The sequence below is a fragment of the Flavobacterium sp. SORGH_AS_0622 genome (assembly GCF_030818825.1).
Taxonomy (GTDB): Bacteria; Bacteroidota; Bacteroidia; order Flavobacteriales; family Flavobacteriaceae; genus Flavobacterium.
The window spans coordinates 3,145,180-3,166,889 of the sequence record NZ_JAUTAX010000001.1; the positions used below are offsets into that span (position 1 = coordinate 3,145,180).

The window sequence follows — 21,710 nt, forward strand, 5'->3', positions numbered from 1 at the left end:
TTTCTTTATTTGATTATGCCAGCTTATCCCGCTTTACGCTCCAATCTTGTATGCCGAACCCCGGCATAAAAGGATTTCCACTTCAATCGGGGCTGGGAAGAAATATGCCTTATTCTATAATTTACATAAGCAAGCAACGGGAATTATTTCGCAGAAATTTCCCAAATGCCTACACGCATAAGATTATTTATGTCTTCTGTCGTGCTTAAGTTGGACAAATATACTAGTCTTACTTCAATTTTTGTTGATTCAAATTTAGCTCTAGTCATACTCCTAAAACATTTTTCATAGTCAATGTAAAATTGATCTAGTAGATTTTGCGGAACTGATTTGGAATCAGTGATATGAAATTCTGTTTTATTATTGGTCTGCTTGAAAGGGAACCAGTTAGTATAAAACCCTTCAGGCTCAATTAATCCTAGGTTTTTAATATCATCTATACCCATAGCTTTAGGTAAAGGTCTACCAACGTTGTCAATTTTTACACTCCATCCAATTGATTGAAAGGATTTTAGAAAATCAAGCTGTTCGCCACACATTAGAAAATAGGATTTTCTATCTGGTTCTGATTCTTGAAAAAGTTTAAGTCTGAGTATATCGTTTAATATTCGTTGCTGTTCACCTTCTCCTTCAGTGTAACCTGATCTAGCATATTTAAATTCCATAGCAACTTCGTGACGAAGTCCGTCAAGCATTGAGAAAAATCGCAGATCTAATCTCTTGTTTGTGAGATTTGGGTGGTTTCTGTCCAGCCAGATTTCATTTGTACCTGTCTTTGTTCCAATAAATTCAGAAACGGGATAAATAATGGAGTTCTCAGCCAGAACATACCTGCGGTCAACCGCTGTTATATAATTTAGCCAGCTATGCAGTGCAGTCCCCACATGCTTCAGAAAGAGATCTGATACCATAGTTAATTTTTTAATGAATCACTTATTTTCAAAGGCCTCAAAGGCAATTCATTAATCCCAGTAGTAATCAATCTTGTCCATGGATTATCCATATGAATTTCTATATATTGGTTATGTTCTGTTGTACCAACGTACTGGTGGACTGCATTGTCCATAAATTCTTTAGGATTTCTCGATTGCAGCCCTCCCACTAGAATGGCCATTTTTCCGACAACATTCCCTTCACTATTTAAAAATTCTTGTTCAAATATTTGTACACCTTCCATGATTTATTTTTATGATTTTATTATTGGATTTTCGCCACTAGCAGAATGGCAATGTGATCTAGGTTAAAAATGGAGACATGCTTTAAAAAAACTTATTTTTTATTTTGCTAAAAAAATGCCTAAACATTTTTTACTTTGATTTCAAACTATTTTCTATTTCTTCTACTCTTTTCATAAAATCTGACAGAGAAATTTCGAAGTATTCACATAACAGTTGCAATGTACTTATTGAAACATTATTCTTACCTGTTTCAATTCTACCAATATGAAACGCAACTTTTTTATTTTCTTTTATATCATTATTAACTTCAAGTTGATTAACATTCTTAAGTTCTCGATACTCTTTTGAGACGAGCGAGATTGCTTTTAATAGTTTATAGTTTTTATATTGTTTCATATATATCAAAGAGAACAAGAAAAAAAAACGAAGACAATGACGAATATGTCATTAAGTTTTTATATCTTTATGTCCGAAATACTTGAATTAGTATTAATTTTGCGATTCTTCATGTAAAATATTTGAAGCATTCGCTTTGAATCTCGCGCCGTAAAACTGGTAATTTTAGCAACGAGATGATAAGTAAGATGCTCACGTCTTCTATGGGCGTGGGCTCACTTATTGTTGCTCGGTATACCAGTACCTTCGGCGCAGTGAGATGAGTTCCATGCCTTTTTTTAGGTCATAACTTTTTCTTATTTTCTTAGTGATTCTCTTCTCCTACCTTACTTTCAAGTTTCGCTTAGTATCAAAGTTGAACCTTTTAATTTTTAATGTCTATGTAAAAAAAAAACTATATGTTATTAAGCCGTTTACTTAATGCATAAAAAATGGCCCTCAGCTGCAGCGACCAAACTAGAGCAGAGGACCTTAGCTAATCAAATATCCATTTAACTAACCAATCCCAATATTATGAATTATTTTTCATTTTTTAAGGATGGAAGAGCTCTTTATTGCCTATTTTTTGCTGGCATCCTGTTGTCTTTTTCCACCGTTTATTCCAGAAATTTACGAAATTCAAAAATACTTTCTCGCCAGAGCTATCAGGTTCAGGGTATTGTAAGTGACGGAACTTCTCCTCTGCCAGGAGTGACAATTATGCTTAAAAGCACTAAGAATTCGGCCGTAATCACAGACTTCAATGGCCACTATTCTATTCAAAGTTCTTCTAGGGATACATTGATAGTATCTTTTATTGGATTCAAAACCAAATTGATTCCAGTAAATGACAGAGCTAAAATTGACATTAAGCTTGAATATGATACAACTACCTTGCAGGAGGTTCGGGTAAATGCTGGTTATTATTCCGTAAAAGAAAGTGACCGTACGGGGAGCATTGCCCGAATTACCTCCAAAGATATTGAAACCCAGCCTGTGACTAATGTGCTGGCTGCCATGCAGGGCCGTATGGCCGGAGTAAGTATCACGCAGACTACTGGAGTTGCCGGAGGCGGTTTTGATATTAAAATCCGCGGGCAGAATAGCCTGCGATCAGCGGCCAATGCCCCAATGTATATCATTGACGGGGTCCCTTATTCTTCCAGCCCTATTGGTTCGGGGCAGACCTCATCCATTTTTCCGACCTCAACCAGTCCGTTGAACAGCATCAATCCTGACAATATAGAAAGCATCGAGGTTCTAAAAGATGCCGATGCTACCTCTATTTACGGATCGCGGGGAGCGAACGGGGTTGTATTGATTTCAACTAAAAAAGGAAAATCCGGAAAAACCAGATTTACCATAACAAGCAGTACGGGAGCCGGAACCGTTACAAGATTTCTCAAGCTCATGAATACTGAACAATATCTGGCAATGCGAAAACAAGCTTTCGTAAATGATGGAAAACAATATGGTAGTGCGGATTATGATGTTAACGGTACTTGGGATCAAAACAGATATACTGACTGGCAGCAGGAACTACTGGGTGGAACTTCAAAAATTTATGACAATCAGATGACTGTTTCCGGGGGCTCAAAAAACACCCAGTTTCTGCTCAGTGGTAACTACCATAGTGAATCAACAGTATTTCCGGGCCATTTTGGTTATAACAGAGGAGGGTTTCAGGTCAATATCAACCACAGGTCTGAAGATAATAGATTTCAAATGATATTCACAGGCGGATATTCTGCACAGAAAAATAACCAGCCAGCCAGTGATCTAACTAATGCCACAAGGTTTCTGGCACCTAACGCCCCTGCACTTTACAATGCAGACGGAAGTTTAAACTGGGAAAATCAGACTTGGGAAAATCCACTGCGAAACCTTAATGCAAAATATGAATCGAAGACCAAAGACCTCATTGCAAACGCTATGTTGTCTTATGAGCTATCAGAAGGTTTAAGTATTAAAAGCAACTTCGGTTTTACTGATCTGGGTACTCAGGAAACCCGCACGGCACCTTCAACAATCTTTAACCCCGCTTACAATTACACCAGTCAGAGATCAGTGCTTTATCAAAACCAGACTTCAAGGACTTCATGGATTATAGAACCACAGCTTACGTGGGAAAAAGAATTTGCAAAGGGAAAAATAAATTTATTGGCAGGCACCACTTTTCAAAACCAGACCACAGCTGCTCTTTATCAGTCAGGGAGCGGTTTCAGTTCCAACAGCTTAATTTATAATCTTGCAGCCGCCAAAGTCATTACCATACAGCTGGACGATGAAACACAATATAAGTATCAGGCTATTTTTGGAAGGTTAAACTATAACTGGCAGGACCGATATATTTTAAACCTTACGGCAAGAAGAGACGGATCCAGCCGCTTTGGACCCGGCAGACAATTCGCCAACTTTGGAGCGGCGGGATTTGCATGGCTCTTCACAAATGAAAATTTCTTTAAAAACAGTTCATGGCTCAGTTTTGGAAAACTCCGTAGCAGCTACGGAACTACAGGAAACGACCAGATTGGAGATTATCAGTTTTTTGACACCTATGGTACAACAGGTGTCAACTATGATGGTGTGACCGGAATTTCCCCTTCAAGGCTTTACAATGCTGATTTCGGTTGGGAGATAAATAAAAAACTTGAATTTGCATTTGAAACAGGATTTTTCAGAGACAGAATCTTCACAACGGCAGCGTGGTATCAAAACCGTTCCTCTAATCAACTGGTAGGTATTCCACTTCCAGGAACAACAGGTTTTTCCTCCATTCAGGCCAATCTTAATGCTGTTGTTGAAAATAGAGGTTTAGAATTTACACTGCGTACAGTTAATCTAAAAAAAGCAGATATTCAGTGGATTACCAATTTCAACCTCACCTTTGCAAAAAATAAACTGCTGAGTTTTCCTGGTCTGGAGGGTTCAACCTACAGCCAACAGTACAGAATAGGTGAACCTCTCAATATTCTGCTGCTGTATAGACTTAAGGGCGTAAATGCACAGACAGGCATTTATGATTTTGAAGATGTAAACAACGACGGCGTAATATCTTCACCTTATGACAGGCAGTATACCGCTGATCTGAATCCCAAGTATTTTGGAGGCATACAAAATCAGCTCACTTATAAAGGCTGGAATCTTGATTTTCTTTTTCAGTTCACAAAACAACAGAACCGAATATTTCCAATGGGGACGCCCGGGATGATGTCCAATCAGCAGACAAGATTAACAGACAGCTGGCAGACAATAGGGAACCAGACAGCCTATCAAATGTATACAACTGGCACAGATAGAAACGTAGTAAATGCAAATAATAATTACCTGCTCAGCAATGCAATCATAACCGATGCCAGCTTTATCCGTTTAAAAAATATTGCGCTTTCCTATACTGTTCCGTTAAACCTGAAAGATACAAGCTGCAAGGTAATGCTGCAGGCTCAGAATCTGCTGACTTTTACAAAGTATCAGGACGGCGATCCTGAATTTTCTACTATCGGTTACCTCCCTCCTCTTAAAGTTGTGACTGCAGCGGTACAATTAACCTTTTAAAAAAGATATTCTAATGATACATTCTATTAATTCATTTTTTTCAATGCTGGCCATATTGCTAATGTTCAGCTCCTGTACTGATTTTGTCGAAGTTGACCTTCCAAAGTCACAACTGACCGCACAAGCTGTATTTGATAATTACGACACTGCAAATGCCGCTCTTACCAATATTTATTCAAAGATCAGAGATAACGGAATTCTGAACGGATCAACCATAGGAATTTCAAACCAGCTTGGAAATTATGCAGATGAATTGACTGCTTATGGCCTCCCCTCAAATGCAGTATTTACATTTTATGATAACACGGTTCCTGCTTCATCAACTGTGATACTGACATATTGGAACAGTTCCTACAACCAGATCTATACCGCCAATGCAATATTAAAAGGGGTCGAAAACAATATTAATTTCAGTCAAGACCGAAAAAAACAGCTTCTTGGTGAAGCCCTTTTTATCAGGGCTTTATCGCACTTCTATCTTCTCAATCTTTTCGGTGGTATACCATACATCAAAGAGACTGACTTTGAGCAAAACACAAAAGTCATTAGGATGACCGAAGAAAAAGTGTATCAGAATATTATTAATGATTTAAAACAAGCAATAGATCTATTACCGGAGAATTACAGCTCTACAGATCGAATCCGTCCCAATAAATATGTCTGCCACGCTTTTCTTGCGCGGGTTTACCTCTACAATAAAATGTATGAGCAGGCATCAAATGAAGCCTCTGCAGTGCTGAACAAAACAGAACTTTTTATAATGGAAAATGATCTTTCAAAGGTATTTATAAATAATTCGAAAGAAACTATTTGGCAGCTGCAGACCTCGGTAGCAGGCCAGAATGCAGCTGAAGGATCCTTTTTTATCTTTCAGGCCGGTCCGCCTTCCACTGTAGCACTCACCCCCTATCTGTTGAACTCCTTTTCAAATGCCGATCTGCGCAAAGCCAGCTGGATCAGGACCGTTACCAATGCAAATGGTTCATGGTCTCATGCTTACAAATACAAAGAACAGAACAACACTTCAGTTTCTAAAGAATATTCCATCATTTTTCGCACTGCCGAACAATATCTAATTAGAGCTGAAGCGCGGATCCGTCAGGGAGACCTCATTGGGGCAAAAGAGGATCTGAATAAAATCAGAAGCAGGGCAGGTCTTGCAAGCACTGCTGCAGTTTCTCCGCAAGAAATCCTGAATGCTATTCTTCAGGAAAGAAGATGGGAGCTTTTTACAGAACAAGGACATCGCTTTTTTGATTTACGCCGATTTGGGGAAATAGATGCCGTGCTCTCAGAAGTTAAGCCAGGCTGGGATGCCACGGACAAGCTTCTTCCCTTGCCCGAGAATGAACTTAATTTAAATCCCAACCTTCTTCCTCAAAATCCTGGATATTAAACCTTTTATTATGGCAACATTTATTCCATTGAGAATATTTAAAATCTCATTTTTACCATTTTTTAACCTTGTTCCATTTTTTATTTTGCCATTAGTAACCTGCCCTTTAAAGGGGCAGGTAATGCAAAAAAAGAAATTAGATCAGGCCTCTTACAAACTATGGTCTAATTTTGAAATAGATAAAACGGCACCGAATGAAAAATGGGTAAGCTACGGCATTAATTACGCCTACAGCTTCGATACGTTATTCCTGCGCAACGTTACGGACGGCAGAACCTACAGTTTTCCTACTGCTGTAAAGTCCTTGTTTACTAAAAATAATCTCTTTCTCTTTATGAAAGGAGATACCTTAACCACCATTAATCCAGAAAACGGAAAAAAGGACATAATCACAGGAGCTGATCATTATGAGTATTCCTATCAGAATAACCTGCTGCTGGTTTTTATCCGTTCAGAGAAAAACAAAGGTATCTTAAGAGTTAAGTCCCCGCTAGATAAAACGCTTCTGGAGATACCTAATGTGACTAAATTTTCCATGAGCCCTTCAGGTAGTCGATTGTTATATAACATCACTCTCAATGGAAAGAATTCCCTGTTTCTTTTTGATCTTAAAAATATATCCGTGTCAGAACAGCTGGTAAAAACTGATGAAAACTATTATGACAATTTTACCTGGCAGAGAACTGATAAAGCTGTCGCTTTCTGCAGTAATTCAAAAGCAGGAGCTCCAGTATCACTGCTTCTCTATACCATTGCTGACAAGAAAATTTATCAGCTTGATTTAAATGTAGTGGATAGTTTTCCTAAAGGAGCTTCCATAGCCGCCACTTCACGAAATAAGATGCTGATATCAGACGATCTTAAAAAGGTTTTTTTTTCTTTAAAAAACAAAAGCGAAGCGCCCCTTAATCAATTAGATTCAAAAGTAGAGATCTGGAGTACTAATGACAAATGGATATACCCACAGGAGCAGCGAAACGGAAATTCTTACTCGACTCCAAAAATTGCGGTATGGATGCCTGAACAAAAATTATTCAGACAGATTACAGACAATAACTTGTCTTCTATGATGCTTTCCCCTGACTGCAGCTACGCTGTGCTGTCCGATCCAAAAGCCTATGAACCACAGTTCGAATTTGAAGGTCCCAGGGATTATTATCTTTTAGATCTTATCACTTTTGAAAAACATCTTCTTCTAAGAAAACAATCTGTATTAATGCATGATATTTCCATTTCTCCAACAGGAAAATATATCACGTACTTTAAAGACAAAAACTGGTGGATTTATTGCCTAAAGGATAAAACCCATACCAACCTAACTTCAAAAACTGGCATTCCTTTTTTAGGAAAAGTAGTCGCGCTTTCAGCTGACAGTCCTTATGGAAATGCCGGTTGGACTTCTTCAGACGAAGAAATTCTTCTTTATGACGAATTTGATTTGTGGGCTTTTAAACCGGATGGCACCCGAAACAGAAGATTAACTAATGGCAGGGAAGCACAAATTAGATTTAAACTGGATCTGAAACCTAAAACAATTAACCGTAAATATCTTTATGACGGACTAGTGCACCAGCAATATGATATAAAAAAAACACTACTGATGCGGGGTGAAAACCAAAATGGTCAAACAGGATTTTACACGTGGAATTCCACTGAGGGAATAAAGACAATCATAGCCCGCGATTCCTATTTTTCCAATCTTATTACAGGATCAAAAAGAGGCACCTATTTCTGTATGGAACAGAAATTTAATCTTCCTCCGAGGATGATTGCTGTGGGAAACAATTTAAATGAAAAATGTATTTTCCAGAGTAATTCTCAGCATGATGATTTTAACTGGGGAAGAAGCGAACTTGTATCTTTTCAGAATTCAAAAAATAAAAACTTAAAAGGTGTTTTATATTACCCAGCAGACTATTCCCCAAATAAAAAATACCCCATGATTGTATATATTTATGAAATACAGTCCAGCGGACTCCACAAATATTGGAACCCTACGCTGGAAAACGAATCAGGTTACAATCCAAGTGTTTTTACGACTACCGGCTATTTTGTCTTTCTGCCTGACATCCTCCATGAAAAGGAAAATGTCGGCCCTTCCACCTTGGATTGTGTGCTTTCCGGCACAAAAAAAATCATGGAAACAGGAAAAGTGGATACTAAAAGGATTGCAATTATGGGACATTCCTTCGGAGGCTACGAAACTTCATATGTTATAAATCAGACTAACGTATTTGCTACGGCAATAGCCAGCGGAGCCATAACAGACCTGACAAGAAGATATCTCACCGTAGGCATAAATACGGCAAGACCAGAAATATGGCGTTTTGCATCAGGAGGCTGGCGTATGGGAGACAAAACGCCTTTCTCCAGCAGGGAAGATTTTGACAGAAATTCACCACTTGCGTTCATTGAAAATTTACAGACTCCGCTTTTAATGTGGAGCGGAAAAGAAGACACACAGGTTGATCCATTCCAGACCACAGCATATTACATGGCACTGCGCAGGCTAAACAAAAAAAGCATCATGCTTCTCTATCCAAAAGAAAGCCACACACTCCTTAATCCAGTTAACCAGAAAGATCTAACCATTCGAGTGTTACAATGGTTAGATTATTATCTTAAAGATGAAAAAACACCTGACTGGATCAACGGTCATATTTAATCATTAAATAATTAAAACTCACAATGCCGCTCCTGTTTGGAGCGGCATTGTTTTTTAAAAGTTAGTAACAAGCTTATGGCTGCTCTTGCCATAAGGTCTCTGTACAATTTCCAATATTGTCTTTAGCATAGAGCTGATTACCGTTAAAACTACAGATGTAGGTTCTTTCCTGATTATCACATTGTTTGACAATGTCCTGACAATTACTCGGATTGTAAGCATCAACAAGAACCATTTCTTTTTCTGCACTTTGCATCGAAGTGGTTGTAAAAGCCCCAATAATACCCAATGCAGCTACTGCAAAAGGCATTGCGTTTTTAAAAAATTGCGTTTTCATAATATCAAATATTAAGTTAACTTTGATCTACTTTTTTTTACAGGTTTTCGATCTGCCTCCTGATACTGGCCAGTATATTTTCAAATTCAAATTATTCTGAATCCTTATTTTCCATCTTATTTCTCAGCTCATCTTTAAAGTCATAAACCACTAAATCACGTCCAATCACTGCATATAAATGGGTATGGCTTACTCTGAATGATTTCATTTTTTCGTCTTTTAAATTATAAACCGGAAAGCTCAGTACATAAGCGTTCTTACTTAAATCGTAAACATCGATTATGGATGCCTGGTTCCATAGTTTATCATTTTCATATCTTCCCTTTATTTTTGACTGGACAAAAAGCAGATTTTCACATACGGCAGCTTTAGCATTAACAACATAAGGAGGAGCTGACATTTTTCTCTGTGTGCTGTCTTTAATGTAAGAGACCTTTATTTTTGCTTTACTAGTTGTATCAATTGTGTTACCACGAAAAGTCAGTCTGCCTATCTGGTCAGCTACGATAAATTCATTTCTGTACAGATACAGATAAACTATTTTACGCTGCTTCTCACTGTAAGTCAATATTCCGTCCGTATCAAAAACACCATCTATCTGCTTTTGAAGCAAAGAGTCATTATAAACCACTTTTGTTTTGTCATTCGAATTGTATATCCCTAAAACATGAGCGAGGTTCTTACCATTGTTGGAACGAAACACAACAGCTGTACTGTCCATTGGTTCTGCCTGTGTAAAGTATGGCAGACTTTTAAGTTCACTATTAACTCTCCAATCAGAAATTTTTCCTCTGAAAATCGCGGGAACCGTTCCGTCTTTCAGATAAAAATACTTTCCTCTGACATTAATTGTTATACTTTTAAAAGGATTTTTTTGGGGGATAAAACTAATCTGATGCACTTGCTCGTCCTGCAGTTTTTCATCCACCGAAACAATATGTAAAGGGCTCGTATAATTTCCCAAATAAATTCTTCCCTGAGAGATTCCTGCGATATAAAAAGAATTAAACGTTAGATTTTTTTTAGAAAGAAATGTGACAGGATGCTTTGCATAACGTCTTATAAAAGGATTTTCATAATGCATAATATCTTCTGAATACAGGAATAAAAATATCATGATTCCTGTGCTGCAAAGACAGAGGATAAACATACTCCTAACTGGTTTTAAATTATAGCTGAAGATTTTTATGTGATCAATCTTAGTTCGCCAATAAACCGCCAATGCTGCCAGCAGTATAAAAACAAAATTAAAAACCAGATGTACTTTCCAGCTCATTTTCTCCAAAATTCCACCGCAGGAGCAGGGAACAAAAGAACTGTAATTCAAAACGATGAATATATATATAGTAAAAAATGTCATTAAGCTGAAAGCCCCCAACAGCCCCCATATTCTGAATTTAGGTATACATAATAGTAAAGCAACAGTTAATTCTAAAATTAGAACTAACCATGCAATCCATGAAGCAAAGGCACTTATCAAAGGGGACTGTCCAACCTGAACTTGAAAATTTTCAAAATCCATTAGTTTGCTTATTGAAGCGTAAATGAACAACAGTATATAGAGCAGACAGATCGTCTCGATAATATAATATTTAACATGATTGCTTAAGGTCATTTGCTTATCGTTTTAAAATACATTATAAATTTTCTACTGTGTAATTAATGCAAATGTAAATCAGATTTTTCGTGCAGATACTTTAAAAACCAAGCCAAAAACTTTTGAAAATCAGGCAATTTTATACTTCTACATTTGCAGCATAAAAAAATGCCTGCACTTTGTAAGAATCGTGCAGGCAATAAATCATGTTGAGTCTCTTTTCAATCAGCCTTTTATAGAGGCACTGATTCCGGCAAGTTTTTCATGCAGTTCTATAAGCCCTGCTTTCTGAAGGCATTCCTCAGAGAGGCTCTCCAATTCAGTTCTTCCCTGCTCGCTAATGGTCTCCAAAAGGACTGATGAACCTTCCCTGATCTTCAGTCCGTCCTGAATCAGATGGCTTAATAGCAGCACATTTTTTCTTGAAATTTTCAAATCCATCTTCACCGTCTCGTTCATGCCCGGGATACTCAGCACCGTATCAAAAACCCTGGCCGCATCATTTGCTGTAATCATAACGTAATGTTTTAAAATTAATATTTAGCTCACCGCAAAATTAGAAAGTATACTACCAATTTACCCTACTCAAAATTTGGGGAGGATTGCTTGGCTTGGCCGTCTTTTCTAATTTAGCCTCAGGTAAATCCGCAGTAACTCTGCAATTGGTGCATTTTAAATTTTTAAGGCAGATTCTGATATGGATTTCCTTTGAATTTTTGTATGCTATGAAACTTTAGTTCAGCTGATTGAAAACGCTGAAAAAGCCTTTTAGAAGCTTTCGGACTGCGGTTTTTAGCCGTCAGCAAGATGTCTGGTTGTATCACAACCAAAAATCTTGCTGCCCCTCTGCTCGGAACTCGCTGGCAGTGAAACTTTAAGATTGAATGAAATTGAAACAATGAAAAGAAAAGATTATGGAAGACAAAAACAGCAGCAGAAACAGATGGCTGCACATCCGGCTGACTAAAGAAGAATTTGATTTTATTGATAAGAATTTCAAAGCGTCAGCCTGCCGCAAACGCAGTGATTTCGTGCGCAGAAATCTGCTGAGAAAACCCATTGTAATGAGATATAGAAACGAGTCGCTGGATAAGCTGCTGCAGGAGCTTATCCAGCTCAAAATCCAGCTGAATTACATGGGAAACAATTTCAATCAGAGCGTTAAAAAACTCCATACCCTTTTTGAAATTTCCGATTTCAGAGTATGGATTCTAGCGTATGATTTAGACAGGAATAATTTTTTTTCGCTGGTGGACGAAATTAAAAAACACATTGAAAATCTTGCCCAGAAATGGTTGCAGTCATAAACACGGGACAATCGATACGAGGAATTCTCATATACAATGAGAATAAAGTTGCCCAGGGGTGCGCGGTGTGCATCGGTGAGGGAAATTATCCAGCCGATATTGAAAAAATGTCAGAATCATTTAAGCTCGGCGTATTTCTAAAACAGCTCCAGCTCAATGAAAATGTAAAGCGCGGCGCAGTGCACATCTCACTGAATTTTGACCGTTCGGACAAGGATTTATCAAAAGAGAAACTCATGGAGATTGCCTCTTCTTATATGGAGAAAATTGGATTTGGCGCACAGCCCTATCTGGTCTACCAGCACCACGATTCGGGACATCCACACCTGCATATCGCGTCCATAAATGTGAGAGTAGATGGATCCAGGATCAACATGCACAATATTGGAAGATACCAGTCCGAAACGGCCCGCAGAGAATTGGAGATTTCTTTTAATCTGGTTCGGGCAGATTCAAGAAAAAAACAGGGTCCTGCACTAATGGATTCCATTGATGTGGAAAAAGTAAAATACGGCGCAGTGGATTCCAAAAGAGCTATCGGCAGCGTACTAAACGCAGTTATTCCGCACTACAAATACACAACCCTTGGCGAGCTTAACGCAGTATTGAATCTGTATAACGTCAAGGCGGAAAGAGGAAAGGAAAATTCAAAAATGTTTCAGAACAAAGGGCTGATCTACCAGATTATCGATGAGAATAAAAAGACCGTCGGGGTTCCCATAAAAGCCAGCAGTTTTTATTCCAAACCTACCCTTTCCCGGCTTGAAATTAATTTTGCCTCAGCTAAAACGGCGCGTATTGTAAACATGAAAAGAACCCGAAATGCCATCGATCTGCTGCTTTTAAAATACCCGTCCCTTACGCTATCACAGCTCGAAACACGGCTGGCAAATCAGGGCATCACGGCAGTTGTCAGAAAAAATGAACATGGGATAATCTACGGCATGACCTACATAGATCATTATACCAGATGCGTTTTCAACGGAAGCAGTCTCGGCGCTGAATATGCAGCCAAAGGGCTGCTTCAGCGTCTGGGGCATTCCTTTAATTCTGAGAAACATTATACCGTTCCTGATGGTACTGCTCAGAACCGGGGTTCTTTTATTTCCGCAGCGCAAGTGCAGCGGATAATTGATGATGTACTGTATGCGGGAGCACCTTCAGATTACGTTCCCAATCAGCTTAAAAACAAACGGAAAAAAAGAAAAAGAAAAGGACAGTCTGATAACCGTTAATACTTAAAAAATCATGAGCATGCAGACAGGAGAAAATGAACAGGCGCTTAGAAAAATATTGGATATGACTAGACTGATGGGTATCGCAGTGCTGCTCATCCATTTTTATTATTACTGCTTCGATTCGTTCAGCCGGTGGAATCTTGCGCCCGATTTTGCAATCAGGATTCTGGAGAATATCCATCGTACGGGGCTTCTGGACAGCTTCCATAAATCAAAGCTTTTTGCGCTTGGATTCTTGGTTATTTCCCTAATGGGTGCAAGGGGAAGAAAAGATGAAAAGCTCCATTTCAGAACTGCTTTTTATTATATGGCATTGGGGCTGGTGTTTTACTTTGGATCTTATCTGGCTCTTGTAATCTTTTCAGATATTGAGCTGTGTTCAGTATTGTATATTTCTTTGTGTTCTCTGGGCTATCTGCTGATGCTTTCCGGTGGCACGCTCATCTCCCGCATCATACGCAGAAAGCTTGGTCCTGCAGATATTTTCAATAAGGAAAATGAAACTTTCCCTCAGGAGGAAAGGCTCATTGAAAATGAATATTCCGTCAACCTTCCCGCCCGTTACCATCTCAAAGACAAAGTGCGTGACAGCTGGATCAATATCATAAATCCTTTTCGCGGTATTCTGGTTCCCGGAACTCCCGGCTCTGGAAAATCCTACTTCGTAATACGACATGTAATCACCCAGCATATCGCCAAGGGATTTTCCATGTTCATATATGATTTTAAGTTCGATGACCTTACCATCATCGCCTATAATGCCTGGCTGGAATTCCGTCATCTTTATGCCGTGGAGCCAAAATTTTACATCATAAATTTTGATGACCTCTCCCGTACCCACAGATGCAATCCTCTCGATCCTGCAGCAATGTCAGACATTACCGATGCCGCTGAATCGGCGCGCACCATCCTTATGGGGCTCAACCGGGAGTGGATCAAAAAACAGGGGGATTTCTTTGTCGAATCGCCCATAAATTTCCTGACGGCAGTCATCTGGTACCTCAGAAAATACAGCGATGGCGAGTACTGCACCCTGCCCCATGTCATTGAAATGATACAGACCGATTACGAGAGCCTTTTCACTATTCTCAGAACCGAAAAAGAGATTGAAGTGCTGATCAATCCCTTTGTCAGTGCGTTCCAGCAGGAGGCAGTCGACCAGCTGGAGGGCCAGATCGCTTCGGCTAAAATCTCGCTGGCAAAACTCTCCTCCCCGCAGCTTTACTACGTGCTCTCGGGCAGTGATTTCACACTTGATATTAATAATCCAACCGATCCGAAAATTGTCTCAATGGGAAACAATCCGCAGAAAATACAGACTTACGGAGCGGTGCTTTCCCTTTTCGTGAGCCGTCTGATCAAACAGGTAAACCAAAAGGGGAAACTTAAAAGCAGCCTTGTTTTTGACGAGTTTCCCACTATCTATCTCAACAATATCGACAGCCTGATTGCGACTGCAAGAAGCAACAGAGTGAGCACCTGCCTTGGAATTCAGGACTTCAGCCAGCTGCGTAAGGACTACGGACGCGAGCAGGCTGACGTGATTGTCAACATTGTTGGAAATATTGTTTCAGGACAGGTCAGCGGAGATACGGCCAAACAGCTATCAGAGCGTTTCGGAAAGATAATGCAGGATCGCGAAAGCCTCTCCATCAACAGCAGCGACACCTCGATAAGCCGTTCAAGACAGCTCGAATCTGCAGTACCGCCATCCAAGATCTCTACGCTGAGTTCGGGGGAATTTGTCGGCATGACAGCCGATAATCCGGACTGCCGCATTGAGCTTAAAACCTTTCACTGCGAGATCATCAACGACCACGAAAAAATAAAAAAAGAGACCGATAATTACAAGGAAATCCCCATCATTCGAGCCATTGATAATGTCATCATCCAAAAAAATTACCTTCAGATCAAAATTGAGATTCAGGAAATAATCCACAGCGAAATGGAAAGGATAATTAAAAATCCGGCGCTTTCCCCGCTGGTTCTCAAAAAAGAAAAGTAAATGTTAACCGCTCAAAAATAAATTAGCGGTTTATATAATTTTTACGGTTTAACGTAATTATATTTTTTATTCTACTAATTTAATTTTTTATGATTTAAGTATCCCAGTAAAATTACCTGTTTTTTTTACAATTACATACAATAAACTGTTACTACAAATTAAAGGTGTATATATTGGATTTCTCAGTGAATGATGAATAGGAAGCTGGCCGGTCACTATTGTACAGCGACTTGGAGAGATGGTCGGCTGAGAATAGGCAGACATCAGTACAAGGCCTTTTGAAGCAAATTTATCAGTATTTGGTGTAGGATTTCGAACTCATTATAACCCGCCATTAAATAGCCCATATTAAACCAGTCCCGAAGGGCGGACGAAATGAAATTGAGTTGGTTATGCGCATGCAGCAGACCGCTGCCACTATCTTGGTTGTCCTTATGATCTAGTCATACGTGTAATCTATTGAAATCAATTCCTTTGTAGGAAGATAAGCATTTCCTGACCCTGTCGTTCGCCCCCTTTCAGAAATAAGATGAAGTTCCCTTTTTGCTCTTGAACAAATTACATAAAGCAGTTTTTCCGCCGCCCTCTCTGTTTTTTCATTCCAATTTGGTAATTTTCCATGTAATAATCCAAAAGAGATTACTGTGTCGAATTCTTCTCCTTTAATACCGTGGCAGGTATTAATTACAATACCTTCCTCATGTTTAAACATTTTTTTAAAACTTTCAATATCCTTAGACAATTCAAAGTCGGGATTTTCTAGTCTTTTAATCGCTCCCTCGAAAAATGCATCCCAATGAATTTTCAGATGTTCATTGGAATGGATATCAATTTCCAATACATCAAATAAATAATAGAAACATTCTCTCAGATAATCTAATCCATCATCATTATTGGAATTAATAGAATTAATAACCTTTAAGAATTCTTTTTCCTTATATAGCGCTTCTTCAAAAATAAAGACATCATAACATTGTAATTCATTTATGATTTCTTTTGCCCATCTCTTACGCAAAATATAAGATTTTGGAGAAGGGGGAACAAGAAATAGTCTTGCAATCTTGAACCATAAATTTTCTTTATTTTTCAGCAAAGGAGATAATCCGACAGCATCAAAATTAACCTCAGGCAATAGTGATTTAAGTTTTCTGCCCATGGGAATTACGAGATACCAAGTTGGGGCAAGAACGCAGATTTCACGCTCAGGCACACCTTCACTCATTTTTTTTTTAATTATTTCAACTATGTGCGCAACAAGGAAATCCTTATGCACGGTATTATTATATGTAATGACAGCTGGATCCTCTGCATTGTTTCCAACTGCGTTTATGTCAATATCTGAAGTCTGAAAATTTCTACAGTAATTTATTATCGACTGATTACTTCTATAATTTCCAGATAGCTCCATTTTTTTAAAAACTGTATTAAATTGTTTTTGCATTTCAGAATGTGTTTTTGCAATGCCACCCAAAGAACCATATATGGCCTGATCTTCGTCGCCAACGACAAACATTTTACAACTGCCTGTTTTAGCATTCATGATATTTGCTAAAATTGCATACTGCAATTCTTGGGTATCCTGATATTCATCAACGCAAATCATTTGAAACATATTTTTAAGCGTTTCTGATATTTTAGGATATAAAGAGAGGAGCTTATTTGAATAATGCAATATCTGGTCAAAATCTATTAATCTGTCTTTACTCAGCAGTTCATGGTATTCATCAATCAGTGCTTTATTAATTTTCTCTTCCTTCTCGCCTGAAACCGAGTATCTAGTTGAGACATCATCCCAATACTTAAGATTATATTGTTTTTTTAAACTATCTATTATATTCTCGGAGTTATACTCATCTGATATCGAAAAGCCGTTTTTCAGTTCTTCCAAATAGCACATGTATGGCCTTAAAATCCATTCAAGGCAGAACGCATGGATAGTACCTGCCCATAAATTTGAATCTTCAGCATTTAAATCTCGAATCCTTTTTTTAATTTCATCCGCTGCTCTATTTGTGAATGTCACAGCTACAATTACCTTTTTTAAAGTAATCAGTTGATTTAACTCATAAGCAATTTTAAACGTAAGTGCCCTAGTTTTTCCGGACCCCGGACATGCGGTCAAAAAAACACTGGAAGGCTCAGTAACCGCATCTATTTGTTGTTTATTTAATCCCTTTAGCATTGATTTTCGTAATTAACGCGGTTAATACATCATTCGGCAAAGTTTCTTTATAATACTCAAGCGCTTCAGCATGTGAGGCAAAGGCATTTAGTATTTCGAATATTTTTTTATAATCTTTATCATCACCATCAAAGCATCTAATTGATAGGGATTTAAGCCTATATTGTGCAATCGATATTAAAGTTGCGTCATTAAAGCTCTGGCACGAAAAAACCACAGCATTTATGATATATTCCGGAATTACAGTTATACACGTTACTTCATCAGATATCATAATTGCAAACCATCCTTTTTTAAATTTTTCAGCCAAACGTAAAATTTCCTTTCCAGATACGGCAACGCTCTTGTCTTTTAGAAGCTTTTCTATTTTATCTATTTCTGTCTTTTTTTTATATTCTTTTTTAAGTGCAGCAATTACTTCATATGAATTATTGGACCGTAGAAAATCGACCTCAAAAGTATATTTTGCATAAAATGGCGCCACATAAATATTATCTAGGCAATATGAGTCCAGTTTTACCTTTCGCGCTATACCTGCCACCTCAGATTGTCTGCAATTCTTCTCATAAGTTGTATCATCCCTCTCAGCCGGATCAGGTAAAGGAACAATTGACATGTCGTTATCAGTTAATATGCTGCAGTTTCTTCGTATTCTGTCTTCACTAAATAATTGCGCGAGATTTTCAAAACCTGTACTGCCTATATTGATCAACGAGATACCTAATTCGTCTAAAGAAACACCAAAAACTTTTTTAATTAATGTTGGTATTAAGATATGTTCTGCATCCCCTTCGACCATTATGATACCTTTTGCAAAAAGCAGATTCGTTCTGTTGGCATCTAAATACCTTTCTAATTTTACAATTTTTTTTGGGCTCAGATTTTTTGCTGGATTATACACTTCAGTTTTTCTATTCCCTTTTCCTAGTATATTCATAGAACCTATTGCACTTACAGATGAAATATTGGTCGAGTGAGTCGAAATAAAAATCTGCGTTCTTTCATTCTTTAATTTTTGAAACAAAGTTTTTTGAATGTGAGTATGCAGGTGTGCTTCAGGTTCTTCTATTAAAATAAAATTAGCTATTTTATTTTCTTTTTTAATTTTTTCAAATTCCAATAACTTTAGAGAAAGATATATAAGATTTGCGCCACCAAGACTTAATTCCCACAATCTTCCCTCATAATCTTCTTCATCTGAATCCCCAACCCATAATTTCAATGATTGCAACAGCTTTTCCATTTCATCGGGAAGCTCTGACTTAATCCGTACATTTGGAGCATATGTTTCTCCAACTGTTTCTTTTATGCTTTGCGAAATCCCTGACGATACCAGCTTTACTTCGTCAAGATCCGAAATATTCTTATTTAAGGTCGTAATTTGTGACTCTATGTGGGTCTTTTTATCAATTGATATGTTTTTCTCCTTATCTCTAAGAAGATTAAGCAAAGGATTGTCTCTGTAAGAGCGTAAATCAGATTCGACATCCCTTAGCGCCTTTGCAAACGTGCAGGCAAATTCATTGGGAATTGAAATGCCATACATTTTTACTCCATAAATATCTGCACGTTCGTCATCCGGATTAGGAAAAACAAGAGAATCAAAATCTGCAACATATTGAGAATAATTTAAATCATCTGAAAAATCAATATTTCCGCGTCCTGTAAAAACAGCCTCGTAGTCATTGAGTGAAACGTCCACCAATATTTCCTCAAGTAATTCCTTTGATTTAAATTCATCTTCAGACAATTCAAAAAGCTTTCGTCTAATATCGATTCTTGGCCTAAAGTACATAGAGTACGTGCCTTTTGAATGGTCAAAATCATTTACAACTCCCATTTTATGCATTGCTATTGACTGCGCTTCTTCACTAGAATCAAGGTCTTCAAATTCGATTTGAATGATTATCCAGTTTCCTTTCCATCCGCCTATTGAACGATTAAAATCGGTTTCATGCAGTTTAATTGTTCGTGGCATGCTTTCGTCAATAAGAATTCGAATTGCATGAAATAAGTTTGTTTTTCCGCAACCGTTTTCACCGATTACAGTATTCACTCCTTTATTAAATCGCAGAGATACATTGCGAAAGTTTCTAAAATTTCTTATTGACAGCTTTGATATATACATTTTTAAATACTTTAAAAGATAATGCAGATCTATATAGACCCTTCATTTTTAGAAAAATAAATTTTAATGAAAAGTATTGAAACATCAAAAGCTTTCAAAACACTGAGTATTATGAAACTCCGAATATTCGAAAATTTGCTCATTATAATTCTAAATCTACATTATAGCGGTAAACATCGACTATATTAATAAAACATAAACAAGTATAAATACCTGATTTTAGCAAGCAAATTTCTCTGTAGCAAATAGAATCAATCTCTGACAATTGGACTTGCAATCCCAAAAATTCGGAGATCCACTTTTTTTTGCACCTGCTAAAAAATAAATATAAATCCTAGTATACATTAGGGGTTCAAATAATTTAGATCGAAACCTGTTCACAAGTAGCAAATTTACCATAAATCATCTAAAATCTATTTTGAAAATAGATGTTTTAAGTTTTGTGGTAAAATCGTGGCACTTCCAATTTACCTCAGCAAAATCAAGGCTTTCCGGGTTTACGTTCGAAACTTATACATTGGATTTCTGTACGCTGCTTTAAAACTATATTTACTTGTGCAAAATAATTTTCTTAGGTGGTAGATTTCTTTAAAATCTGCAGCGTCTTTTCGTCCTGCTCTCCATGGTAATATTTCTCAAGCACCTTCCTGAAACAGTCGGGCGTATCTGGCAGCAGGCTGAAGAGGGTCATGCAGGATTTGAGTTTTCTCTCATCCGGTCTGCCGAAGATTTCCAGTGCCGTTTTATTTTCGATTTTAAGCATTGCACGGGTAATCTCCATCAGACGTTTTCCAAGTATCGGATGGTCAAGATACAGTGAGGCTTCCTTTAGGTTTTCAATGCCGTAAAAGATATTGTAATCCGTATATCCCAGTCCTCTCAGCTGGGGAAAAATAAACCACATCCAGTGGGTCTGTTTTCTTCCTTCTCCGATTTCGCGCAGTGCATTGCCGTACGTTTCCCGCTGCGCCTCTAAAAAACGGTCCAGATCATATTGCTTTTCCATTGCGGTGTTTTTTTGCCGTTTGAATTTACAAAATATTTCAATGCCGTTCCCAGAACAGGCGTCTGAAATTGCTTCTGCCTGCCGTAAAATGAACTGGGAAATTTCCAATGAAAACGGATTAAAAGAGCCGCGAAAATAGCACCCGCAGTCTCCTGCATGCGCATAACGGCCCTGCCGCCCTTCGGGACTTATAGCACTCCGAAGCCTTTATCGGGCGCTTGATTTTGTGCTTTCTTTTTTCCCGTTTTTCTTTTGGAAAATTTCATGCGGGGCTTGGGAAAAAACAGATAAACATTCACTTAAAATCTTGCATCATGGAAATCTCAGGACGAATTACAAAAGATGCCGTAACGGCAAAAGTTTCAAACGACAGGGAGGTGATAAATTTCTCCATTGCCATAAACGACAGCTACAGACCAAAAGGGTCTGCAGAACTTAAAAAGATTGTGACCTACATCGACTGCTCCTATTGGATGGGTTCCAAAATGGCGCAGTGGCTTAAAAAAGGAACTATGGTCGAACTCTTCGGGCGCATAGGTCTGAATGTCTACAATAATGCCGAGGGAAAAGCGCTCGGCTCGCTGACCTTTCACACCAGTAATATCAAGATACTGGTTTTCCCGAAAGCGGAAAGCGATTCCAATGCTCCCGCAGTTTCAAAGAAAAAAAAGGTTAAAAATGAACCCGACGACCTGCCGTTCTGATTCAAACAAACGCCTTTTCATATTAAAATTTATACAC

The 21,710-nt window shown here is 38.1% G+C and carries 16 protein-coding genes; 7 read left to right on the top strand and 9 right to left on the bottom strand.

Annotated features, from left to right (window positions below):
• Nucleotides 1-143: 143 nt before the first annotated feature.
• From QE431_RS13440 to QE431_RS13450, 3 genes are all read right to left on the bottom strand, one after another.
• On the bottom strand, nt 144-911 hold the full coding sequence (locus QE431_RS13440; protein ID WP_307296708.1) for a hypothetical protein: 768 nt from the start codon (nt 909-911) through the stop codon (nt 144-146).
• A gap of 2 nt (nt 912-913) precedes the next feature.
• Nucleotides 914-1,177 carry a hypothetical protein gene (locus tag QE431_RS13445; RefSeq protein ID WP_307296710.1) on the bottom strand — a complete coding sequence of 88 codons (264 nt, stop codon included), beginning with the start codon at nt 1,175-1,177 and terminating at the stop codon, nt 914-916.
• 130 nt (nt 1,178-1,307) lie between these two features.
• Nucleotides 1,308-1,574: a helix-turn-helix domain-containing protein gene (locus QE431_RS13450; RefSeq protein ID WP_307296713.1), complete on the bottom strand. Its 267-nt coding sequence runs from the start codon at nt 1,572-1,574 to the stop codon at nt 1,308-1,310.
• Between the two features lie 513 nt (nt 1,575-2,087).
• Between QE431_RS13450 and QE431_RS13455 the strand changes: the two genes are divergently transcribed.
• Genes QE431_RS13455 through QE431_RS13465 form a run of 3 tightly spaced genes read left to right on the top strand, consistent with a single transcriptional unit; the run spans nt 2,088 to nt 9,169 of the window.
• Nucleotides 2,088-5,108, top strand: a complete 3,021-nt coding sequence (locus QE431_RS13455; protein ID WP_307296715.1) for a SusC/RagA family TonB-linked outer membrane protein — start codon at nt 2,088-2,090, stop codon at nt 5,106-5,108.
• A 13-nt stretch (nt 5,109-5,121) separates the two neighbouring features.
• A complete protein-coding gene (locus QE431_RS13460; RefSeq protein ID WP_307296717.1) occupies nt 5,122-6,504 on the top strand; it encodes a RagB/SusD family nutrient uptake outer membrane protein in 1,383 nt (460 codons plus the stop codon).
• A gap of 10 nt (nt 6,505-6,514) precedes the next feature.
• On the top strand, nt 6,515-9,169 hold the full coding sequence (locus tag QE431_RS13465) for a prolyl oligopeptidase family serine peptidase (RefSeq protein WP_307296719.1): 2,655 nt from the start codon (nt 6,515-6,517) through the stop codon (nt 9,167-9,169).
• Nucleotides 9,170-9,242: 73 nt separating this feature from the next.
• Here QE431_RS13465 and QE431_RS13470 read toward each other — a convergent pair whose 3' ends face one another.
• The 3 genes from QE431_RS13470 to QE431_RS13480 form a co-directional block, all read right to left on the bottom strand.
• Nucleotides 9,243-9,506, bottom strand: coding sequence for a hypothetical protein (locus tag QE431_RS13470; RefSeq protein ID WP_026983230.1), 264 nt, complete (start codon nt 9,504-9,506; stop codon nt 9,243-9,245).
• Nucleotides 9,507-9,597: 91 nt separating this feature from the next.
• Nucleotides 9,598-11,121, bottom strand: coding sequence for a DoxX family protein (locus tag QE431_RS13475; protein WP_307296721.1), 1,524 nt, complete (start codon nt 11,119-11,121; stop codon nt 9,598-9,600).
• A 207-nt stretch (nt 11,122-11,328) separates the two neighbouring features.
• Complete coding sequence (locus QE431_RS13480) at nt 11,329-11,619, bottom strand: hypothetical protein (protein ID WP_307296723.1); 291 nt, start codon at nt 11,617-11,619, stop codon at nt 11,329-11,331.
• A 398-nt stretch (nt 11,620-12,017) separates the two neighbouring features.
• Between QE431_RS13480 and QE431_RS13485 the strand changes: the two genes are divergently transcribed.
• From QE431_RS13485 to mobC, 3 genes are read left to right on the top strand one after another with little or no spacing between them, the layout of a single operon-like run.
• Nucleotides 12,018-12,410, top strand: coding sequence for a plasmid mobilization relaxosome protein MobC (locus QE431_RS13485; protein ID WP_307296725.1), 393 nt, complete (start codon nt 12,018-12,020; stop codon nt 12,408-12,410).
• On the top strand, nt 12,395-13,645 hold the full coding sequence (locus tag QE431_RS13490; protein ID WP_307296728.1) for a relaxase/mobilization nuclease domain-containing protein: 1,251 nt from the start codon (nt 12,395-12,397) through the stop codon (nt 13,643-13,645). The genes QE431_RS13485 and QE431_RS13490 overlap by 16 nt, the downstream gene beginning before the upstream one ends.
• A 19-nt stretch (nt 13,646-13,664) precedes the next feature.
• A complete protein-coding gene (mobC, locus tag QE431_RS13495; RefSeq protein WP_307296730.1) occupies nt 13,665-15,653 on the top strand; it encodes a conjugal transfer protein MobC in 1,989 nt (662 codons plus the stop codon).
• A 439-nt stretch (nt 15,654-16,092) separates the two neighbouring features.
• Here mobC and QE431_RS13500 read toward each other — a convergent pair whose 3' ends face one another.
• The 3 genes from QE431_RS13500 to QE431_RS13510 all read right to left on the bottom strand — a co-directional run bounded on the left by QE431_RS13500 (nt 16,093) and on the right by QE431_RS13510 (nt 20,969).
• On the bottom strand, nt 16,093-17,835 hold the full coding sequence (locus QE431_RS13500; protein ID WP_307296733.1) for a UvrD-helicase domain-containing protein: 1,743 nt from the start codon (nt 17,833-17,835) through the stop codon (nt 16,093-16,095).
• A complete protein-coding gene (locus tag QE431_RS13505; protein WP_307296735.1) occupies nt 17,816-19,963 on the bottom strand; it encodes an AAA family ATPase in 2,148 nt (715 codons plus the stop codon). Before QE431_RS13505 ends, QE431_RS13500 begins: the two co-directional genes overlap by 20 nt.
• Nucleotides 19,964-20,534: 571 nt before the next feature.
• Entirely contained in the window at nt 20,535-20,969 is a 435-nt protein-coding gene (locus QE431_RS13510; protein WP_307296737.1) for a DUF1810 domain-containing protein, read from the bottom strand.
• Between the two features lie 314 nt (nt 20,970-21,283).
• On the opposite strand from QE431_RS13510, the gene QE431_RS13515 reads away from it, so the two are divergent.
• Nucleotides 21,284-21,673: a single-stranded DNA-binding protein gene (locus tag QE431_RS13515; protein ID WP_307296739.1), complete on the top strand. Its 390-nt coding sequence runs from the start codon at nt 21,284-21,286 to the stop codon at nt 21,671-21,673.
• The last annotated feature ends 37 nt before the right edge of the window (nt 21,674-21,710 follow it).

What these genes read in the sequence shown, in the direction of transcription:
- QE431_RS13440 (WP_307296708.1), bottom strand. Translation starts at nt 911, where the DNA reads ATGGTATCAGATCTCTTTCTGAAGCATGTGGGGACTGCACTGCATAGC.
- QE431_RS13445 (WP_307296710.1), bottom strand. Translation starts at nt 1,177, where the DNA reads ATGGAAGGTGTACAAATATTTGAACAAGAATTTTTAAATAGTGAAGGG.
- QE431_RS13450 (WP_307296713.1), bottom strand. Translation starts at nt 1,574, where the DNA reads ATGAAACAATATAAAAACTATAAACTATTAAAAGCAATCTCGCTCGTC.
- QE431_RS13455 (WP_307296715.1), top strand. Translation starts at nt 2,088, where the DNA reads ATGAATTATTTTTCATTTTTTAAGGATGGAAGAGCTCTTTATTGCCTA.
- QE431_RS13460 (WP_307296717.1), top strand. Translation starts at nt 5,122, where the DNA reads ATGATACATTCTATTAATTCATTTTTTTCAATGCTGGCCATATTGCTA.
- QE431_RS13465 (WP_307296719.1), top strand. Translation starts at nt 6,515, where the DNA reads ATGGCAACATTTATTCCATTGAGAATATTTAAAATCTCATTTTTACCA.
- QE431_RS13470 (WP_026983230.1), bottom strand. Translation starts at nt 9,506, where the DNA reads ATGAAAACGCAATTTTTTAAAAACGCAATGCCTTTTGCAGTAGCTGCA.
- QE431_RS13475 (WP_307296721.1), bottom strand. Translation starts at nt 11,121, where the DNA reads ATGACCTTAAGCAATCATGTTAAATATTATATTATCGAGACGATCTGT.
- QE431_RS13480 (WP_307296723.1), bottom strand. Translation starts at nt 11,619, where the DNA reads ATGATTACAGCAAATGATGCGGCCAGGGTTTTTGATACGGTGCTGAGT.
- QE431_RS13485 (WP_307296725.1), top strand. Translation starts at nt 12,018, where the DNA reads ATGGAAGACAAAAACAGCAGCAGAAACAGATGGCTGCACATCCGGCTG.
- QE431_RS13490 (WP_307296728.1), top strand. Translation starts at nt 12,395, where the DNA reads ATGGTTGCAGTCATAAACACGGGACAATCGATACGAGGAATTCTCATA.
- mobC (WP_307296730.1), top strand. Translation starts at nt 13,665, where the DNA reads ATGCAGACAGGAGAAAATGAACAGGCGCTTAGAAAAATATTGGATATG.
- QE431_RS13500 (WP_307296733.1), bottom strand. Translation starts at nt 17,835, where the DNA reads ATGCTAAAGGGATTAAATAAACAACAAATAGATGCGGTTACTGAGCCT.
- QE431_RS13505 (WP_307296735.1), bottom strand. Translation starts at nt 19,963, where the DNA reads ATGTATATATCAAAGCTGTCAATAAGAAATTTTAGAAACTTTCGCAAT.
- QE431_RS13510 (WP_307296737.1), bottom strand. Translation starts at nt 20,969, where the DNA reads ATGGAAAAGCAATATGATCTGGACCGTTTTTTAGAGGCGCAGCGGGAA.
- QE431_RS13515 (WP_307296739.1), top strand. Translation starts at nt 21,284, where the DNA reads ATGGAAATCTCAGGACGAATTACAAAAGATGCCGTAACGGCAAAAGTT.